Origin of the sequence: Mesorhizobium sp. M1342 (assembly GCF_040317955.1) — a bacterium.
GTDB lineage: Bacteria > Pseudomonadota > Alphaproteobacteria > Rhizobiales > Rhizobiaceae > Mesorhizobium.
Genome location: NZ_JAMYLI010000040.1, coordinates 1 through 16,647 on the forward strand (window position 1 = coordinate 1; position 16,647 = coordinate 16,647).

At 63.5% G+C, this 16,647-nt stretch carries 18 protein-coding genes and 1 pseudogene; 4 read left to right on the top strand and 15 right to left on the bottom strand.

Annotated elements, in window-relative coordinates:
• Positions 1 to 175: 175 nt before the first annotated feature.
• From NKH06_RS29090 to tesB, 3 genes are all read right to left on the bottom strand, one after another.
• Positions 176 to 1,597, bottom strand: coding sequence for an ammonium transporter (locus tag NKH06_RS29090; protein ID WP_352630943.1), 1,422 nt, complete (start codon positions 1,595 to 1,597; stop codon positions 176 to 178).
• Between the two features lie 31 nt (positions 1,598 to 1,628).
• Positions 1,629 to 1,967 carry a P-II family nitrogen regulator gene (locus NKH06_RS29095; RefSeq protein ID WP_013528889.1) on the bottom strand — a complete coding sequence of 113 codons (339 nt, stop codon included), beginning with the start codon at positions 1,965 to 1,967 and terminating at the stop codon, positions 1,629 to 1,631.
• Between the two features lie 217 nt (positions 1,968 to 2,184).
• Positions 2,185 to 3,060, bottom strand: coding sequence for an acyl-CoA thioesterase II (gene tesB, locus NKH06_RS29100; RefSeq protein WP_352442082.1), 876 nt, complete (start codon positions 3,058 to 3,060; stop codon positions 2,185 to 2,187).
• Positions 3,061 to 3,157: 97 nt separating this feature from the next.
• On the opposite strand from tesB, the gene NKH06_RS29105 reads away from it, so the two are divergent.
• Positions 3,158 to 4,435 carry a ubiquinone biosynthesis hydroxylase gene (locus NKH06_RS29105; protein ID WP_352772755.1) on the top strand — a complete coding sequence of 426 codons (1,278 nt, stop codon included), beginning with the start codon at positions 3,158 to 3,160 and terminating at the stop codon, positions 4,433 to 4,435.
• A gap of 240 nt (positions 4,436 to 4,675) precedes the next feature.
• On the opposite strand, the gene NKH06_RS29110 is transcribed toward NKH06_RS29105, so the two are convergent.
• The 3 genes from NKH06_RS29110 to NKH06_RS29120 form a co-directional block, all read right to left on the bottom strand.
• Positions 4,676 to 5,203, bottom strand: coding sequence for a hypothetical protein (locus NKH06_RS29110; RefSeq protein WP_352442081.1), 528 nt, complete (start codon positions 5,201 to 5,203; stop codon positions 4,676 to 4,678).
• A gap of 140 nt (positions 5,204 to 5,343) precedes the next feature.
• Positions 5,344 to 5,700, bottom strand: a complete 357-nt coding sequence (locus tag NKH06_RS29115) for a YciI family protein (protein ID WP_352772628.1) — start codon at positions 5,698 to 5,700, stop codon at positions 5,344 to 5,346.
• Complete coding sequence (locus NKH06_RS29120; RefSeq protein WP_352677521.1) at positions 5,697 to 5,918, bottom strand: hypothetical protein; 222 nt, start codon at positions 5,916 to 5,918, stop codon at positions 5,697 to 5,699. The genes NKH06_RS29115 and NKH06_RS29120 overlap by 4 nt, the downstream gene beginning before the upstream one ends.
• A 220-nt stretch (positions 5,919 to 6,138) precedes the next feature.
• Here NKH06_RS29120 and NKH06_RS29125 point away from each other — a divergent pair, with 220 nt between their 5' ends.
• Entirely contained in the window at positions 6,139 to 6,564 is a 426-nt protein-coding gene (locus NKH06_RS29125) for an OsmC family protein (protein ID WP_352894835.1), read from the top strand.
• Between the two features lie 55 nt (positions 6,565 to 6,619).
• Here NKH06_RS29125 and NKH06_RS29130 read toward each other — a convergent pair whose 3' ends face one another.
• The 6 genes from NKH06_RS29130 to NKH06_RS29155 all read right to left on the bottom strand — a co-directional run bounded on the left by NKH06_RS29130 (position 6,620) and on the right by NKH06_RS29155 (position 11,415).
• Complete coding sequence (locus tag NKH06_RS29130) at positions 6,620 to 7,249, bottom strand: YceH family protein (RefSeq protein WP_352772625.1); 630 nt, start codon at positions 7,247 to 7,249, stop codon at positions 6,620 to 6,622.
• Positions 7,250 to 7,282: 33 nt separating this feature from the next.
• Positions 7,283 to 8,062, bottom strand: a complete 780-nt coding sequence (locus tag NKH06_RS29135) for a succinate dehydrogenase iron-sulfur subunit (protein WP_352894837.1) — start codon at positions 8,060 to 8,062, stop codon at positions 7,283 to 7,285.
• A 9-nt stretch (positions 8,063 to 8,071) separates the two neighbouring features.
• On the bottom strand, positions 8,072 to 9,907 hold the full coding sequence (gene sdhA, locus NKH06_RS29140; RefSeq protein ID WP_352894839.1) for a succinate dehydrogenase flavoprotein subunit: 1,836 nt from the start codon (positions 9,905 to 9,907) through the stop codon (positions 8,072 to 8,074).
• Position 9,908: 1 nt separating this feature from the next.
• Positions 9,909 to 10,304 carry a succinate dehydrogenase, hydrophobic membrane anchor protein gene (gene sdhD, locus NKH06_RS29145; RefSeq protein WP_023811254.1) on the bottom strand — a complete coding sequence of 132 codons (396 nt, stop codon included), beginning with the start codon at positions 10,302 to 10,304 and terminating at the stop codon, positions 9,909 to 9,911.
• Between the two features lie 2 nt (positions 10,305 to 10,306).
• Positions 10,307 to 10,726 (bottom strand): succinate dehydrogenase, cytochrome b556 subunit, encoded by a 420-nt coding sequence (sdhC, locus tag NKH06_RS29150; RefSeq protein ID WP_023811255.1) that lies wholly within the window; start codon positions 10,724 to 10,726, stop codon positions 10,307 to 10,309.
• Between the two features lie 260 nt (positions 10,727 to 10,986).
• The gene (locus tag NKH06_RS29155; RefSeq protein ID WP_352442076.1) at positions 10,987 to 11,415 is read right to left on the bottom strand and encodes a hypothetical protein; all 429 of its coding nucleotides are present in this window, start codon (positions 11,413 to 11,415) and stop codon (positions 10,987 to 10,989) included.
• A 263-nt stretch (positions 11,416 to 11,678) separates the two neighbouring features.
• Between NKH06_RS29155 and NKH06_RS29160 the strand changes: the two genes are divergently transcribed.
• Positions 11,679 to 12,041 carry a hypothetical protein gene (locus NKH06_RS29160; RefSeq protein WP_023811258.1) on the top strand — a complete coding sequence of 121 codons (363 nt, stop codon included), beginning with the start codon at positions 11,679 to 11,681 and terminating at the stop codon, positions 12,039 to 12,041.
• Positions 12,042 to 12,103: 62 nt separating this feature from the next.
• On the opposite strand, the pseudogene NKH06_RS29165 reads toward NKH06_RS29160, so the two are convergent.
• Positions 12,104 to 13,320: pseudogene (locus NKH06_RS29165) on the bottom strand (GGDEF domain-containing protein).
• A 75-nt stretch (positions 13,321 to 13,395) separates the two neighbouring features.
• Positions 13,396 to 14,592, bottom strand: a complete 1,197-nt coding sequence (locus tag NKH06_RS29170; protein ID WP_352442074.1) for a GGDEF domain-containing protein — start codon at positions 14,590 to 14,592, stop codon at positions 13,396 to 13,398.
• 159 nt (positions 14,593 to 14,751) lie between these two features.
• Here NKH06_RS29170 and NKH06_RS29175 point away from each other — a divergent pair, with 159 nt between their 5' ends.
• Positions 14,752 to 15,069: a hypothetical protein gene (locus NKH06_RS29175; RefSeq protein WP_352442073.1), complete on the top strand. Its 318-nt coding sequence runs from the start codon at positions 14,752 to 14,754 to the stop codon at positions 15,067 to 15,069.
• 39 nt (positions 15,070 to 15,108) lie between these two features.
• Here the strand turns inward: NKH06_RS29175 and leuC are convergent, their stop codons facing one another.
• Positions 15,109 to 16,518, bottom strand: coding sequence for a 3-isopropylmalate dehydratase large subunit (leuC, locus tag NKH06_RS29180; RefSeq protein WP_127297674.1), 1,410 nt, complete (start codon positions 16,516 to 16,518; stop codon positions 15,109 to 15,111).
• Positions 16,519 to 16,647: the final 129 nt, after the last annotated feature.

A 16,647-nucleotide genomic window follows, 5' to 3' on the forward strand; every position in this document is an offset into this window, starting at 1 on the left:
AAAGGGCTGGCCCCTGTGCAATACAGGAACCAGCCCTTAAACCTACCAACTCAATGAACCGTCCAACTTTATGGGGTCAGTTCACATGATCCGGGCCTCAATGCGTGAACTCCTTTCGGGAGCGTCACGACGGGATGGGAGAATGCGGGGCGGCCGAGGCCGCCTCGCACAGGGCTTACGAGTGATAGGCCGCTTCGCCATGCGAGGTGAGGTCGAGGCCTTCGCGCTCTGCGTCGGCTGTCGGACGCAGGCCGATGATCAGGTCGACGATCTTGTAGAGGATGGCGCTGCCGATACCCGACCACAGCAAGGTCACCAGGACACCCTTGGCCTGCGCCAGGAGTTGTGTGGCCGTGCCGGCATAGCCGGCAGCAAAGTTGGCCGTCGAATAGTCGACAATGCCGGCGCCACCGAGGGCAGGATTGACCAGGATGCCTGTGCCGAGCGCGCCGATGATGCCGCCGATGCAGTGGACGCCGAAGACATCAAGGCTGTCGTCGTAGTCGAACGCGTTCTTCACCACCGAGACGAAGAAGTAGCAGACGAAGGTGGCGACGATGCCGAGCACGATGGCGCCCATCGGGCCGGCAAAGCCGGCAGCAGGCGTGACGGCGACGAGGCCGGTCACCGCACCCGAAACAGCACCAAGCATGGAGGCTTTGCCGCGCAGCAGCGATTCAAGCACGATCCAGGTCACCGCCGCCGCCGCCGTGGCGACGAAGGTATTGATCATGGCCAGCACCGCATAGGCGTTCGCTTCAAGGTTCGAACCGGCGTTGAAGCCAAACCAGCCGACCCACAGCAGCGAAGCACCGACCATGGTCAGCGTCATCGAGTGCGGCGCCATGAGATCCTTCTTGTAGCCGCTGCGCTTGCCGATCATGAGCGCGCCGACGAGGCCGGCAATGCCCGCATTGATGTGAACGACCGTGCCGCCGGCGAAGTCGATGGCGCCGAAGCTGAAGATGAGGCCGGTCGGATCGCTATAAGCGCTCGGGCCGCCCCAGAACCAGACCATATGAGCGATCGGGAAGTAGATGAAAGTGACCCACAGGATCACGAAAAGGATCAAAGCGGAGAATTTGACGCGTTCGGCGAAGGCGCCGACGATCAGGGCCGGCGTGATGCAGGCGAAGGTCATCTGGAAGACGACGAACACCAGTTCAGGAATGGCGACACCCTTGGTAAAGGTTTCCGACAGGGTCGTCACATCGACGCCGGAGAGAAACATCTTGGAAAGGCCGCCGACGAAGGCGTTGCCCGGGGTGAAGGCGAGGCTGTAGCCGTAGAAAACCCAGATGATCATGACCACGCTGGTGATGGTGAAGACCTGCATCAGCACCGACAGCATGTTCTTGCTGCGAACCAGGCCGCCGTAGAAAAGCGCAAGGCCGGGAACCGTCATCAACAGCACCAGAACGGTGGAAATCATCATCCACGTGGTGTCGCCCTTGTCGACGGTGAAAGCTGGCGCTGCTGCAGCCGCGGCGGGAGCCGCTTCCTGCGCGAATGCGGCGACCGTGCCCAATGCTCCGAGTGCGAACGAGCCCAGCAGCGCGGAGCGCGCCACTGACTTCAAGGTGGAAGGAATATTCATTGAACTCTCCATTGGAATACGTGATCGCCGCTCAGAGCGCGTCGGTGTCTGTTTCGCCGGTGCGGATGCGCACCGCCTGATCGATGCCGAAAACGAAGATCTTGCCGTCGCCGATCTGGCCGGTCTTGGCGGCGGCGGTGATGGCTTCGACGGCCTTGTCGACCATGTCGGCGCTGACCGCGACTTCGATCTTGATCTTCGGCAGGAAGCTGACCGCGTATTCCGCCCCGCGATAGATCTCCGTATGCCCTTTCTGACGCCCGTAGCCTTTGACTTCGGTGACGGTCAGGCCCTGGATGCCGACGGCGGTAAGCGCTTCGCGTACCTCGTCGAGCTTGAACGGCTTGATGATTGCCATCACGATTTTCATAAGGTTTCACCCTTTGCTGTTGCGGTCCCCCGCGTTTGCACACCTTCACCGATCCCAAAGAGCCGGAGAGTGCCCACAAGGATTCAAGCTCCGTGCCAAGTGCCGAAGCAGGGTGTTAACCCATTGTAAGCAAACAGTTTCGGGAGCGCACCGACGCAACCTGCCCACAGCTGCGGCGGTGCATCTGCTTAAAAGTTAGGCAATTTTTGGAAAATGCCTACTCTGCAGGCGGTCGCTTAAGCCGGATCAGCCCTTCCTGCGCAACCGAGGCGATCAGCGTGCCGTCGCGGGCAAATAGCGACCCGCGTGTAAAGCCGCGCGACCCCTGTGTCGACGGGCTGTCCTGCGTATAGAGCATCCAGTCGTCGAGCGCATGGCTGCGATGAAACCACATGGCGTGGTCGAGGCTCGCCGCCTGGATATCGCGATCGAAAATGGCGCGGCCATGCGCGAAGGTCGATGTGTCGAGCAGCGTCATGTCGGAGAGATAGGCGAGCACCGCCGCCTGGATGGCGCGGTCCGCCGGCACCGGACCGGTGGTGCGGATCCAGATATTCTGCTTCGGCTCCAGCTTTTCGCGGCTGGTGTAATGCTTCAGCATCACCGGTTTCATCTCGATCGGCCGGTCGCGCTCCCAGTAGCGTTTGATGCCATCGGGCACCGCCTCGCCGAATTTGCCCAGCAATTCGCGTTGCGACAGCAATGTGTCCGGCCCCGGAACGTCCTGCGGCATCGGCACCTGGTGCTCGAGACCGACCTCGTCCTGCTGGAACGAGGCTTCGAGCGAAAAGATCGCCTGGCCGTGCTGGACCGCCACCACGCGCCGCGTGGTGAAGGAGCCGCCGTCGCGAATACGGTCGACCTCGTAGACGATCGGCACCTTGGTGTCGCCGGGCCGCATGAAATAGCCGTGCAGCGAATGCACGTACCGATCGGGATCCACTGTCCGCTGCGCCGCCACGAGCGCCTGGGCGATGGTCTGGCCGCCGAACACGCGCTGCCAGTCGAGCAGCGGGCTGCGACCACGATACAGATTGTGTTCCAGCTTCTCGAGGTCGAGAATGCCGAGAAGCTCGTCCATAGCTGCCGTCATATTTCGCGCCCTCACCGCAGAAGTGTTATGGCGGTTTCCGACAGGACGGACAGGCAGTCAAGGGTGCAGGACCCGGCGGCGCGCAGGAGCGAAGATGATGGAACGCAAGGCGGACACGAAAACCGGGGCAAACGCGAAAACAAGATCTGGGCTCGATGTCCTGGTCGCCGGCGCCGGCTATGTCGGCCTGGCCGCCGCCGTATCGCTGAAGCAGGCGCGACCGGGTCTCGCCATCGCTCTCGTCGATGCCGCACCTGCTGGCGCCTGGCAAAGGGATGGCCGCGCCTCGGCCATTGCCGCCGCCGCCTGCCGCATGCTCGACCAGCTCGGCGTGTGGGCCGAGATCGTGCCCCAGGCGCAGGCGATCACCGAGATGATCATCACCGATTCGCGCACCGCCGATCCGGTGCGTCCGGCCTTCCTGACCTTCGACGGCGAAGTGGCGCCGGGCGAGCCTTTTGCGCATATGGTCGCCAACAGGGTGCTGAACGGCGCCTTGCGGGCCCGTGCCGAAAAACTCGGCATCGACATCATCGAAGGCGTCGCCGTGCAGGGGTTCGAGACCAACGGCGCCGGTATCACCGTGCATCTCGCCGACGGCGCGACGCTGAAGGCCCGGCTGCTGGTCGCCGCCGACGGCGTCAACTCGAAGCTGCGCGACATGGCCGGCATCAAGACGGTGAAGTGGGAATATGGCCAGTCCGGCATCGTCTGCACGGTGGCGCATGAACGCCCGCACAATGGTCGCGCCGAAGAGCATTTCCTGCCGGCTGGCCCCTTCGCCACATTGCCGCTCAAGCCCGGCGAGGACGGCACCAACCGCTCGTCGATCGTCTGGGTCGAACGTACGCCCGACGCCGAGAAGCTGGTGGCCGGTGACGATCTCCTCTTCGAACACGAACTCGAACAGCGCTTTGGCCTGAAGCTTGGCGAAATCCGCGTCGCCGACAAGCCGCGCGCCTGGCCGCTCGGCTTGACCATTGCGCGTGCCTTCGTCGCACCCCGCATCGCGCTCGCCGGCGATGCCGCCCACGGCATCCACCCGATCGCCGGCCAAGGCCTCAATCTCGGCTTCAAGGATGTCGCAGCCCTTGCCGAGGTGATCGTCGAGGCCGACCGGCTCGGCCAGGATATCGGAGCGCTCGACGTGCTCGAGCGCTACCAGCAGTGGCGCCGCTTCGACACGGTGCAGATGGGTGTCACCACCGACGCGCTGAACCGGCTGTTTTCCAACGATATCGGCCCGCTGCGCACCGTCCGCGACATCGGCCTCGGCCTCGTCGAACGCATGCCGCGCCTGAAGGAATTCTTCATCCGCCAGGCGTCGGGACTGTCCGCCGGCACGCCAAGACTGTTGAAGGGCGAGGCGATTTGACCCGCGGCCAGCATCCCCAACGTCGTCATCCTTGGGCGTAGCGACGCGAAGCGGAGCGAAGACCCAAGGATCCATGCCGCGACCTTGGCTGAAGAATGCAGCGGAGCAGAATTCTGCACCGTGGTGACGCGTTTGAGTCGCGGCATGGATCCCGGGGTCTGCGCCGCGTCGCTTCGCTCCTTGCTCCGCCCCAGGATGACGAAAGCGATGGGCGTTTCCGCCAATCGCCAAGGTATGCGATCAATTGACCTCAAAACCCAGCTTTTGCCGCAGCCGCAATATCCTCTGGTCGGATATTTCGAGGCGTTTCTCGCCGCCCTGGGCGGCGCGGTTGACCATCTGCAGCAGATCGTTTCGCTCGGCGACATCCAGACGCTCGCGCAGGAACGGCGCCAGCTTGTCGATGACGATTGTGGTGTCGTCGATCTGTGACGCCGCCCATTTGGCGTAGACCACCGCTTCGTCCGTTTTCTTCTTGTCGGCGATCTCGGAAATCACGGCGCGGATGACGGCCTCGCGCTGCGGCAGGATGGGCCCATCCTCGGAAACGATCGATGTGATCAGCGTAGCTGCCGCTACGACCGGATCATCGATCGCCGTCAGCGGCGACAGCGCCGCCTGCTTGCGCAGCTTCTTGCGGCGCACGGAGCCCTGAACCCGGCCGATGACATCGGCAACGTCACGCGCGGCCTCGTTCATGGCCTTCATCCGGTACCACCAGAACGCTGCCGCGCCCATCACGCCAAGGATAGCAATCAGGAAAGGCATGTCGAAATCCCCAAGAACCCCGGCGACGATAGGAGAACTCTCGCCTTGCTTCAACACGCAAAAGTTGCGCACGAAATGAACCAGGACGATAGTTCAGTCGAATGTCTTGGTTTCCGCGTGGCTGTAGCACATGGCGGGGGCTATGACCCCGGCACATCGTAGATCGCCCGCACCTCGATGGTGCCTATTTCGGCCAGCGGGATCTCGCCAGCGATCTCCAGCGCCTGGTCGAGATTGTCCGCCTCGATCATGACGAAGCCGAGCAACTGCTCCTTGGTTTCGGCGAACGGGCCGTCGGTGATCAGCCGCTTGCCCTGGCGTCGCCGCAGCGTCTTCGACGTCTTCACCGATTGGAGCGCCTGTGCGACGATCAGCATCCCACGCCGATCCAATGACCGGTCGTGAGCCATGGAATCGGCATCGAGCTTGGCCAGACGCTCCGGCGTCATGGCATGGAGGTCTTTTTCCTCGCCATAGACCAGACAGACATATCTCATTTCCAGCTCCCTTGCTGTGACGAACCATAGGCGATCACGATATCGGTTGAGTCCTTGCCGGCAGCAACATGATCGAGAAGGCTGATCGCAATGCCGATAATGGCAACTGCCGCAAGCAGCCGGCCGAAGCCGGAGGGCGGCACATGCAGCGGGTCGCGTTCCCCTAGATCAGCCCTTCGGCCGGTGCTTGTCCAATGAGCAGAAAACAGATTGTTCATCCGAACCTCCATCCGCCACGAGAATCCGTGGTCGCCCGCAGGACGGTCGGGGCCGATGCAAGTCGACATTTTTCCACGCACATTCTTTCAAAAAAGATTCGGCGCGGTCCGCCGGCGCTGCATGCGCGCACAAACAGCGCGGTGGCCTTCCCTCGCGCCCGCGCTATAGTTGGGAGGAACGCCGCCTGGCCGGCGCCACCGCTGTAACAAGGAGGAATTCATGGACCGCACCGCAAACGCCATCTGGAAAGGCGATCTGAAAGGGGGCACAGGCACGCTCGACACCCAGAGCGGGACCCTGAAAGGCACGCCCTATTCGTTCAAGGCACGCTTCGAGGACGAAAGCGGCAAATCCGGCACCAACCCGGAAGAACTGATCGCCGCCGCGCACGCCGGCTGCTTTGCCATGCAGTTTTCGCATTTCCTGGCCGAGAACGGCACCCCCGCCGCCGAACTCGACACCAAGGCCGTGGTGACGCTGGTTCCCGGCACGGGGATCACCGGGAGCGCACTCACCGTGGTCGGCAAGGTGCCCGGCATCGATGCGGCGAAATTCACGGAGCTGGCCGAGAAGGCCAAGGCCGGATGCCCGGTCTCGAAGGCGCTCGGCGCCATAAAGGTATCGCTTGATGCCAGGCTCGGCTGAAAACGCTGCATCCAGTGTGAAGACCCGGCGCGAACGCCCAGGCGTGCGCCGGGACCTATGCTCCCAGCGCGTCCAGCCGGGCGCGAAGTGCGGCGACTTCCTGCTCCAGTGCGTTTAGCCGGGCCTCCAGGTCGGAAGCAGGCAGGGCCGATGCACTCCGCTGCGCTGAAAGTGCTGCAACGTCCACCGGGCCGCTGAGGAGATGCACGTAGCGGTCCTCGCGCTGGCCCGGTCCTCGCGGGATTTCCTGGATGAGTGGCGGTTGGCGGCCGATCAGCATGTCGAGTTCGGCGCGCAGATCTTCGATCGACGAAAACCGTGCCATGCGCTCGGTGCGCGCCGACAATTCATGGGCCGTCTGCGGCCCGCGCAGCAACAGCAGGCCGATCAAAGCGGTCTGCGGCGTGGTCAGCGAGAAGCGCTGCGCCATCTGATGCTCGTAGCGCTCGACACGCGAACCGAACATCTGCCTCACCAGCCCCTTTTGTTCGAGCAGCTTCAGCCCCCGATGCACCTCGGTCTGCTCCAGCGCCATCACCGGCTCGCGCGCCGTCTTCTGGTTGGCGGCGGCCAGTGCTGCGTTGAGCGTCAGCGGATAGACATCCGGCGTCAGCTCCTTCTTCTCGATCAGGCAGCCGAGTATGCGCGCTTCGACGGGGGAGAGAGTGGGAAGGTCATCGCTCATTGGATTTGCTTTCGCCGGCAACCGACCGCCAGCCTAAATCCTTCTCTCCACCATCATCTTCTTGATCTCGGCGATCGCCTTGGCCGGGTTGAGGCCCTTGGGGCAGGTCTGCGCGCAGTTCATGATGGTGTGGCAGCGATAGAGCCGGAACGGATCTTCGAGGTTGTCGAGCCGCTCGCCGGTGGCCTCGTCGCGGCTATCGATCAGCCAGCGATAGGCCTGCAAGAGCGTTGCCGGACCGAGATAGCGGTCGCCGTTCCACCAATAGCTCGGGCACGAGGTCGAGCAGCAGGCGCACAATATGCATTCGTAGAGCCCGTCGAGCTTCTCGCGGTCCTCATGGCTCTGCAGCCACTCCTTGGCCGGCTCCGGCGATACCGTCTTCAGCCAGGGCTGGATCGACGCGTGCTGGGCGTAGAAATTGGTGAGGTCCGGCACAAGGTCCTTGACCACCTGCATATGCGGCAGCGGGTAGACTTTTACCGCGCCGGAAATGTCGTCGCAGCCCTTGGTGCAGGCCAGCGTGTTGGAACCGTCGATGTTCATGGCGCAGGAGCCGCAAATGCCTTCGCGGCAGGAACGCCGCAAGGTCAGTGTCGGGTCGATCTTGTTCTTGATCCACAGCAGCGCGTCGAGCACCATCGGCCCGCAATCGTCCATGTCGACGAAATAGGTGTCGATGCGCGGGTTCTCGTCATCGTCCGGCGACCAGCGGTAGATGCGGTACTCCCGCAGATTGGTGGCGCCCTCGGGCTTGGGCCAGGTCTTGCCCGGCTTGATCTGCGAATTCTTCGGGAGCGTGAGTTCAACCATGTTCGATCCTCAATACACTCTGGCCTTGGGCGCGATCTTGGCGAGGCTGATGCCGCCGTCCTTTTCAGCCAGCTGCGGTTCGGTGTGCACCGGCCGGTAGGAGAGGGCCACCTTGCCGTCTTCGCTCAGCCTGGCCAGCGTATGCTTGCGCCAGACCGCGTCGTCGCGCGCCGAAAAGTCCTCGCGTGCGTGCGCGCCACGGCTCTCCTTGCGCGCCTCGGCGCTGTAGACCGTGGTGATGGCATTGGCCATCAGATTTTCCAGCTCCAGCGTCTCGACCAGATCGGAGTTCCAGATCATCGAGCGGTCGGACACTTTGATGTCCTTCAACTCACCCCAGAGCTGCGAAATGCGCTTGCAGCCGCTCTCCAGCGATTCCTGTGTGCGGAACACCGCCGCGTCTTCCTGCATCGCCTTCTGCATCTTCTCGCGCAGCACCGCTGTCGGCGTCGAGCCGTTGGCGTGGCGGAGCCGGTCGAAGCGGTCCATGATCTTTTCGACCGAGGCTTCGTTGGGCGAAGGGATCGCCGACTTGCGGTCGATGACCTCGCCGGCGCGGATCGCGGCCGCGCGACCGAACACCACAAGATCGATCAGCGAGTTCGAGCCGAGCCGGTTGGCGCCATGCACGGAGGCGCAGCCGGCTTCGCCGACAGCCATCAATCCGGGCGACACCTGATCTGGATTGAGCGCCGTCGGATTGAGCACCTCGCCCCAGTAATTGGTCGGCACGCCGCCCATATTGTAGTGGACCGTGGGCAGCACCGGGATCGGCTCCTTGGTCAGGTCGACACCGGCAAAGATCTTGGCCGATTCCGAAATGCCCGGCAGCCGCTCATGCAGGACGGCGGGATCGAGATGGTCGAGATGCAGGAAGATGTGGTCCTTGTTCTTGCCGACGCCGCGACCCTCGCGGATCTCCAGCGTCATGCAGCGCGAGACGACGTCGCGCGAGGCAAGGTCCTTGGCTGACGGCGCATAGCGCTCCATGAAGCGCTCGCCTTCGGAATTGACGAGATAGCCGCCCTCGCCGCGCGCACCCTCGGTGATCAGGCAGCCGGCGCCATAGATGCCGGTCGGGTGGAATTGCACGAACTCCATGTCCTGCAGCGGAAAGCCGGCACGCGCTGCCATGCCGCCGCCGTCGCCGGTGCAGGTGTGTGCCGAGGTGGCCGAGAAATAGGTGCGGCCATAGCCGCCGGTCGCCAGCACCACCATCTTGGCGGAGAAACGGTGGATGGTGCCGTCATCCAGGTTCCAGGCAAGAACGCCGGTGCAGGTGCCGTCCGGCTCCATGATCAGGTCGAGCGCGAAATACTCGATGAAGAACTGCGCGTTGTTCTTCAGCGACTGGCCGTAAAGCGTGTGCAGGATGGCATGGCCGGTGCGGTCGGCGGCGGCACAGGTGCGCTGCACCGGCGGGCCTTCGCCATAGTTCATCATGTGGCCGCCGAACGGCCGCTGGTAGATCTTGCCCTCTTCGGTGCGCGAAAACGGCACGCCGTAATGTTCGAGCTCGTAGACCGCGGCCGGCGCTTCGCGCACCAGATATTCCATGGCGTCGACATCGCCCAGCCAGTCCGAGCCCTTGACGGTGTCGTACATGTGCCACTGCCAGGAATCGGGACCCATGTTGGACAGCGAGGCGGCAATGCCGCCTTGCGCCGCCACCGTGTGCGAGCGGGTCGGGAACACCTTGCTGATGCAGGCGGTGCGCAGGCCCTGTTCGGCCATGCCGAGCGTGGCGCGCAGGCCGGCGCCGCCGGCGCCAACGACCACCACGTCGAACTTGTGGTCGACAAAGGTATAGCCTGCCGTGTTGGCTTGTTTCGCGTCCTTGGCCAACTCAGCCTCCGAATGCCAGCTTGAGCAGGGCGAAGATCGAGGCGACGCCGACCGCTATGGTGAAAAATGTATTGAGCGCGATCAGCGCCAGCTTCATGCCTTCGCCATGCACGTAATCCTCGATGATCGCCTGCATGCCGAGCCGCATATGGGTAAGCCCGGAAATGAGCACCAGGGCCATCACTAGCGCCACGAACGGGTTGGCAAGAGCTGCCCGCACATGTGCGTAGTCGGCGCCGTTGAGCGCGATCAGGAAGCCGACGAAGAACAGGATCAGCGGGATGTTGGCGATCGCGGTCAGGCGCTGGCGCCAGAAATGTCCGGTGCCCTCGCGGGCGGAGCCGAGGCCGCGGACCTTCGCCAGCGGCGTGCGCATGTCGGTGTTTTTGCCGCTCATGATCAGGCTCCCCGCGCTATGGTGCCGGCGATCCAGATCAGCAGCGTGAGCAGGATCGAGCCGGCCAGCGTCGCCCAGGCGATCTTCGAGGCGGTATGCTTCTCCAGACCCGCGCCGGTGTCCCAGACCAGATGGCGCACGCCACCCAGCATATGGTGCATCAGCGCCCAAGTGTAGCCGAACAGGATGAGCCGGCCGAGCCAGGTGCCGAAGGCCCAATTGGCCCAATCGAAAGTCGCCTGCGAGCTTGCCGCCGCCATCAGCCACAGGGCGACCAGCAGCGTGCCGAAATACAGCGCGCCACCGGTGATGCGGTGAATGATCGACATCGTCATGGTGATCGGCGGCCGGTACACGGTAAGGTGCGGCGAAATCGGCCGTTCACGTCTGACAAATTCGCGGGTGGCTGGTGATTTGCTCATGGCTCCCCCAGTTCGGCGTCTCTCTGGAGCCTCAGGTGGAAATGCGGCATTGCCGCTTCCGGTTGCGACTTCGGACAGCCGGTTTCTAATGCTCTTTTTGCACCGCGTCAAAGCCAGAAAACCGTTTCGAAAACGTAATTTAGTCTGACTAAAAGGCCGGCTTGGGCTTCAATCGATTAGGCCGGGAGGCCCGAAGCCGGCTCGATATCGCTGCAGTGCAACATGTCTGACCCAAGGGCCCAGCGGTGTTGAGATTGGCGTCAGCGTTTGCAGGTCTGCGGCGTCGACCCCTTCTTCATCACCAACGCCTCGCGTCCGTCGATCACGATTGCGTCATCCGTGACCGCCTGGTAGCGGCTGCTCTGGTTGGCGGGCGACGCCGCAAACTCCTCCGTCGCGCCGTCGGACCCGACCACACGCAACGATGTACCGAGATTTTGGATAGAAATCATACCGTTGTTGCCGCATCTGTAGGTGGCCGCGCCTATGCCGGACCGAGGCGCGGTAAGGTCGGTGATGATCTTGGTTGCAGCTGCCGGAGGCGCCGCGGCTGCGACGGACTGCTGAGCCGGTGCAGGTGAGACGACCACGGTATTGGCCGCCTTCGGCGCGCTGTCCTGCGGCACACAGCCAGCGGCGATCCCGAGCAACGGGAAAACGGACACCCAATTCGGCCGGCGTAGCGCCATATGCTGTCCTCCCGCGCGGCAAACCAGCCGCGATGCTTTGCCAAGATCAAGGTCATCCCGACGCCGAGACGGACACCAGCCGCGATGGTGCGGCCGAGCATGGCCGAATGATGGCCAACGGGTTTTCCATCCAGTCGGATATTAACGGATATTAACCATGTTTACCGAGACATTGCCGCCAAACGCACCGGCCTCTTAACAAAGGTTAAGAAAACGTTAATTTCTGATTCGAGGAGGCTTTCCCTCAAGACACGGAGGACGCCATGCGTTCGAATTCGGGCAGATCGCGCCTTGCGGCGCTCATCGTGACGGCGTCGGCCGTCGGCCTTGCAGCGCCAGCGCTTGCAGGCGCGCGGCATCAGGATCGCGTCTACGCCGATTCCTTCGGCAACCTCGTCGTCGACAGCGCCGCTGGCTACAAGCGCATCATCGTCGGCGAAGGCAGGCTGGCCAAGCAGCTTTCCGACTACACCAGCGCCGGCCAGCCCAAGGTGATCTACGAGAACGAAGCCGACGAAATCAGCGGATACAGCGATTGCTACCGGCCGCCGGTGCTGGTGAAGGGCCGCTCCTATATGTACGGTCTCTCCGACGGCGAGATGCCCGAGCTCAGCCCCTGCCGCTAGACTCTTTGTCTGGACGCAATTCCCAAGGGAAAGCGCCATGCGCTTTTCCCGGGAAAACCGTTTCACACTTTTCCTGAAATTGCTCTGGCTTCCATTCCGGCTGACGACCAATTGCCGGCAGGCCCGGCGGAGACGCGCACGCAATCGCGCCCGGCATTCTTCGCCTGATAGAGCGCCTGGTCGGCGCGCCGCATCAGATCGGCAAAGTCTTCGTTCGGATGAAGTTCGGCGACGCCGAAGCTCGCGGTGCAGCGGTTGTCAGCCGGCAGCCCGTCGATGGGCAGCCCGCCAAAGGCGCTGCGCGTGCCCTCGGCGAACAGCCGCGCCGCGGCAAGGTTGGTTCCCGGCAGGATGATGGCGAACTCCTCGCCGCCGATGCGGCCGGCAACGTGATGCGCGGCGGCGGCTTCGCGCAGGAAGCCTGCAAAAATCTCGATCACCCGGTCGCCTGACGCATGGCCGAAACTGTCGTTGACGCTCTTGAAATGATCGAGGTCGGCGATGACCAGCGCGACCGGCACGCCTTGCCGCATCGCGCCAAGCACCGCCAGCTCGGCATGGCGGGTGAAGCCGCCGCGGTTGAGCAGGCGCGAAAGCGTGTCCGTCTCCGACTTCGACGTCACTTCGGCAAGCACGTCGCGAACCAGGATGGCCAGCATCAGCAGCGCCAGCGCCAGCGCAAAGACAGTGCCGAGCGATTGCGACACCAGCGCGTAGTTGCTTTGCAGATAGGCCTGCGGATTGGCGCCCCAGCCGCCGAGCGCATGCGCGATGAACGGCTTGGAGGCAAACTGCAGGCCGCTCGCCGCCAGCACGGCCATCAATATGCGATCGAGACGGGCAAGCTTTTGCCTCGATGACCAGACGATGGCCAGCCCGACGAACTGCATGACCGCATAGGGAAGCTGGTAAGCCATGATGCGGATGAGCGACTGGCGAGGCAGGTCCTGCACGAAATACACGGCTATGGTGGTGGCCAACAGGAACAACAGCATCGGCTTCCAGGGCGGCGCCACGCCGTATTTGCGGGCAAGCCCGCCATTGAACGCAATGGTGGCGCCAAGGAAGACCGCGAAGGCGGCAACGACCGGAAGCCGCGCGTCGGCAAAAGCGGGAATGGAGAATTCGATGGCCGAATAGCCATGCCCAGCAGATAGCCAAATGCCAGCCAGCGCGCCGGCGCCCGGCCGACATCGTGGAAGGCGACCGCCATGAAGGATGCCGCCAGCAGGCCGGCAACCGACAGATTGATCAACAGGATGAAGTTGGCGCCGCTCATGTTCTCCCGCACCCGCGCCGACAGCTAATCATCGACGGGCGAAGAAGACGTTAACGCCGTCCCGCCCGGACAGATTCAGCCGGTCTTGAGCGGCTCCGGCAGGAACGCCGTTTCCGGCCGCTCATAGGACAGGCGTACACTGTCACGGCCGTTCTTCTTGGCTTTGTAGAGCGCATCGTCGGCACGGCGCATCAGCGGCTCCAGCGCCTCGCCACCGCTGCGGGCCGCCACGCCGAAGCTTGCCGTTACCTTCGTTCCCAGGGGAAGCCCGTCGACATGGCCGGCCGAATAGACGGTGCGCACCGCTTCGGCGAACAGCCGCGCCGCCGCAAGATCGCTGAGGGGCAGCAGCACCGCGAATTCCTCGCCGCCGATACGCCCGGCAACACCGCGCGCGCCGGCCGCCGACCGAAGCTTGGCGGCGAAGTCGGCGATCACCCGATCGCCCGCCCCATGCCCATGCACATCGTTGAGCGCCTTGAAGTGATCGAGGTCGGCCAGCACCAGCGCGACCGGGAACCGGGCCGAGGCGCAGTGCTGCAAGAGCCGCATGCCTCGCTCCTCGAAGCCACGCCGGTTGAGCAGGCCCGACAGGGGGTCGGTATAGGTCTCGGTCTTCAATGCCTTCAACACGTCGAGTGCCGCGGCGGAAAACAGGCACAGCGCGATGAGCAGCGAGAGCAGCGCGTGCGACAGCAGCGCCGTCGTCCAGTAGGACGAGCCATAGAACCCGTCATAGCTGGCGAAGGGCCCATGCGCGATGACGACGGCAAGGGTGCGCACGAAGAAATTGACGCCCGACAGCAGCGACAGCACGAACAGGATTTTTTCGGTCGGGCCGTTGTTGCGTACCGGGCGCAGTTCGGCGGCAACCAGAAGGCTGATGCCGCCGAATGCGAAATTCATCGCCAGGATGCGCCAGGTGAGATCCGGCGCGACGAACAGGAACCAGCATAACGACGCCAGGCCGCCGCCCGCCAACACGGCGATCCCCACAGAGGGCACCTTGCGGCCATAACGGTGAATGACGGCGCTGGACAGGCAGCAGGCAGCGATGGTGAAGCAGATGTTCGACGTAAGCTTGGTCAGCGGCATCCCGATGGGCAAGGTGAAATACTGGAGCAGGAAGCCAGCCGCCGAGAGACTGTAGCTGATCGCCAGAACGGCCAGATAGGGGCGGTGGCGCTGATAGGACCATAGCACAAGGAACGCCGCGCCGAGCGCCAGCGCGATCGTCGGGTTGAGCAGCGCAATGAGCAGACCCGTGTCCAACCGACTGTGACTTCCCCTAGCTTACGTCAGGGAAGAGCTTAGAGGGCAAGCCCAAACAAGCGGTTAAGCCATGCGGCAAGCAGGACCGCCGCCTCAAAATAATGTCAGGGAACCGCAGTCTCCGGTCAGCGTTCCTCCGTTCACAATCTGGAGCGACCCATGGCCGACACAATCACACTGACCAACCACGATGCGATCCGCTCATGGGCTGCCGGGCGCGCCGGCTTTCCCGCAATCGTCGACATATCGCCGGAGGCGGGGACGCAGCCCATGTTGAGGCTGGTCTTCGGCCAGCATGCCTATCAGGACCAGGACCAGCCTGAACGGCCGCTCAATGCGGGAGGTTATGAGCTCGTCGAATGGGACGAATGGTTCAAGCTCTTCGAGGAACAACAGCTTGCGCTTGTGGTCGCGGCCGAACAGCCGGGACGCCGCGAGGAGTTCCACGAACTCGTCCGCCGCGACGGAAAGAGCTGACCCGAGCCGGGCGCGGCTCGGGTTCTGTTCAAATCCGGGTTACTTCCACTCCCGGATGTCGACGAAGTGGCCGGCAATCGCCGCCGCGGCCGCCATCGCCGGCGACACCAGATGGGTGCGGCCCTTGAACCCTTGCCGGCCCTCGAAATTGCGGTTCGAGGTCGAGGCGCAGCGTTCATGCGGCTTCAGCCGGTCGTCGTTCATGGCAAGGCACATCGAACAGCCCGGCTCGCGCCAGTCGAAACCGGCGGCGACAAAAATCTTGTCGAGGCCTTCGGCTTCCGCCTGTTCCTTGACCAGTCCGGAGCCCGGCACGATCATCGCATCGACATGCGGGCTGACTGTCTTGCCTTCGACCACCTTGGCGACGGCGCGCAGATCCTCGATGCGGCCATTGGTGCAGGAACCGATGAAGACGCGATCGAGCGTGATGTCGGTGATCTTGGTGCCCGGCGTCAGCCCCATATAGTCGAGCGCGCGCTGCTTGGAGGTGCGCTTGTTTTCATCGGCGATGTCGTCCGGGTTCGGCACGATGCCTTGCACCGACACCACATCCTCGGGCGACGAGCCCCAGGAGACGATCGGCGGCAGCTTGGCCGCGTCGAGCACGATCACCTTGTCGAAATGCGCGCCCTCGTCGGACTGCAGCGTCTTCCAGTATTCGAGTGCCGCATCCCAGGACGCGCCCTTCGGCGCGCGAGGCTTGTCCTTGACATAGGCGAAGGTCGTCTCGTCGGCGGCGATAAGGCCGGCGCGCGCACCGCCTTCGATCGACATGTTGCAGATCGTCATGCGGCCTTCCATCGACAGCGCACGGATCGCCTCGCCGGCATATTCGATGACATAGCCGGTGCCGCCGGCGGTGCCGATCTCGCCGATGATGGCCAGGATGATGTCCTTGGCGGTGACGCCCTGCGGCAGCTGGCCGTCGACACGCACGAGCATGTTCTTGGCCTTGCGCTGGATCAGCGTCTGTGTCGCCAGAACATGCTCGACCTCGGACGTGCCGATGCCATGCGCCAGCGCGCCGAAAGCGCCATGCGTCGAGGTGTGGCTGTCGCCGCAGACGATGGTCATGCCGGGCAGAGTAAAGCCCTGCTCCGGACCGATGATGTGGACGATGCCCTGGCGAATATCGTTCTCGGAATAATATTCGACGCCGAAATCCCTGGCGTTCTTGGCCAGCGCCTCGACCTGGATACGGCTTTCCTCGTTCTTGATGCCGAACTTGCGCTCGGGTGAGGTCGAGACATTGTGATCGACCACGGCCAGCGTCTTTTCCGGATGTCGGACTTTACGGCCGGTCATGCGCAGGCCTTCGAAGGCCTGCGGGCTGGTCACTTCATGGACCAGGTGGCGGTCGATGTAGAGCAGGCAGGTGCCGTCGTCCTGGCGGTCGACGACATGGTCGTCGAAAATCTTGTCGTAGAGGGTGCGCGGTGCGCTCATGTGCGTAAATCCGTCGATATGAGAATGGGAAAGAGCAGACGCCTGACTTGCGGCCCGGCGAAAACGACCTGGACAGGTCGGCCTAGGGTAGTCGGCTGGTCAGCGCCCCGGACACGCGCGCGGAAAAGC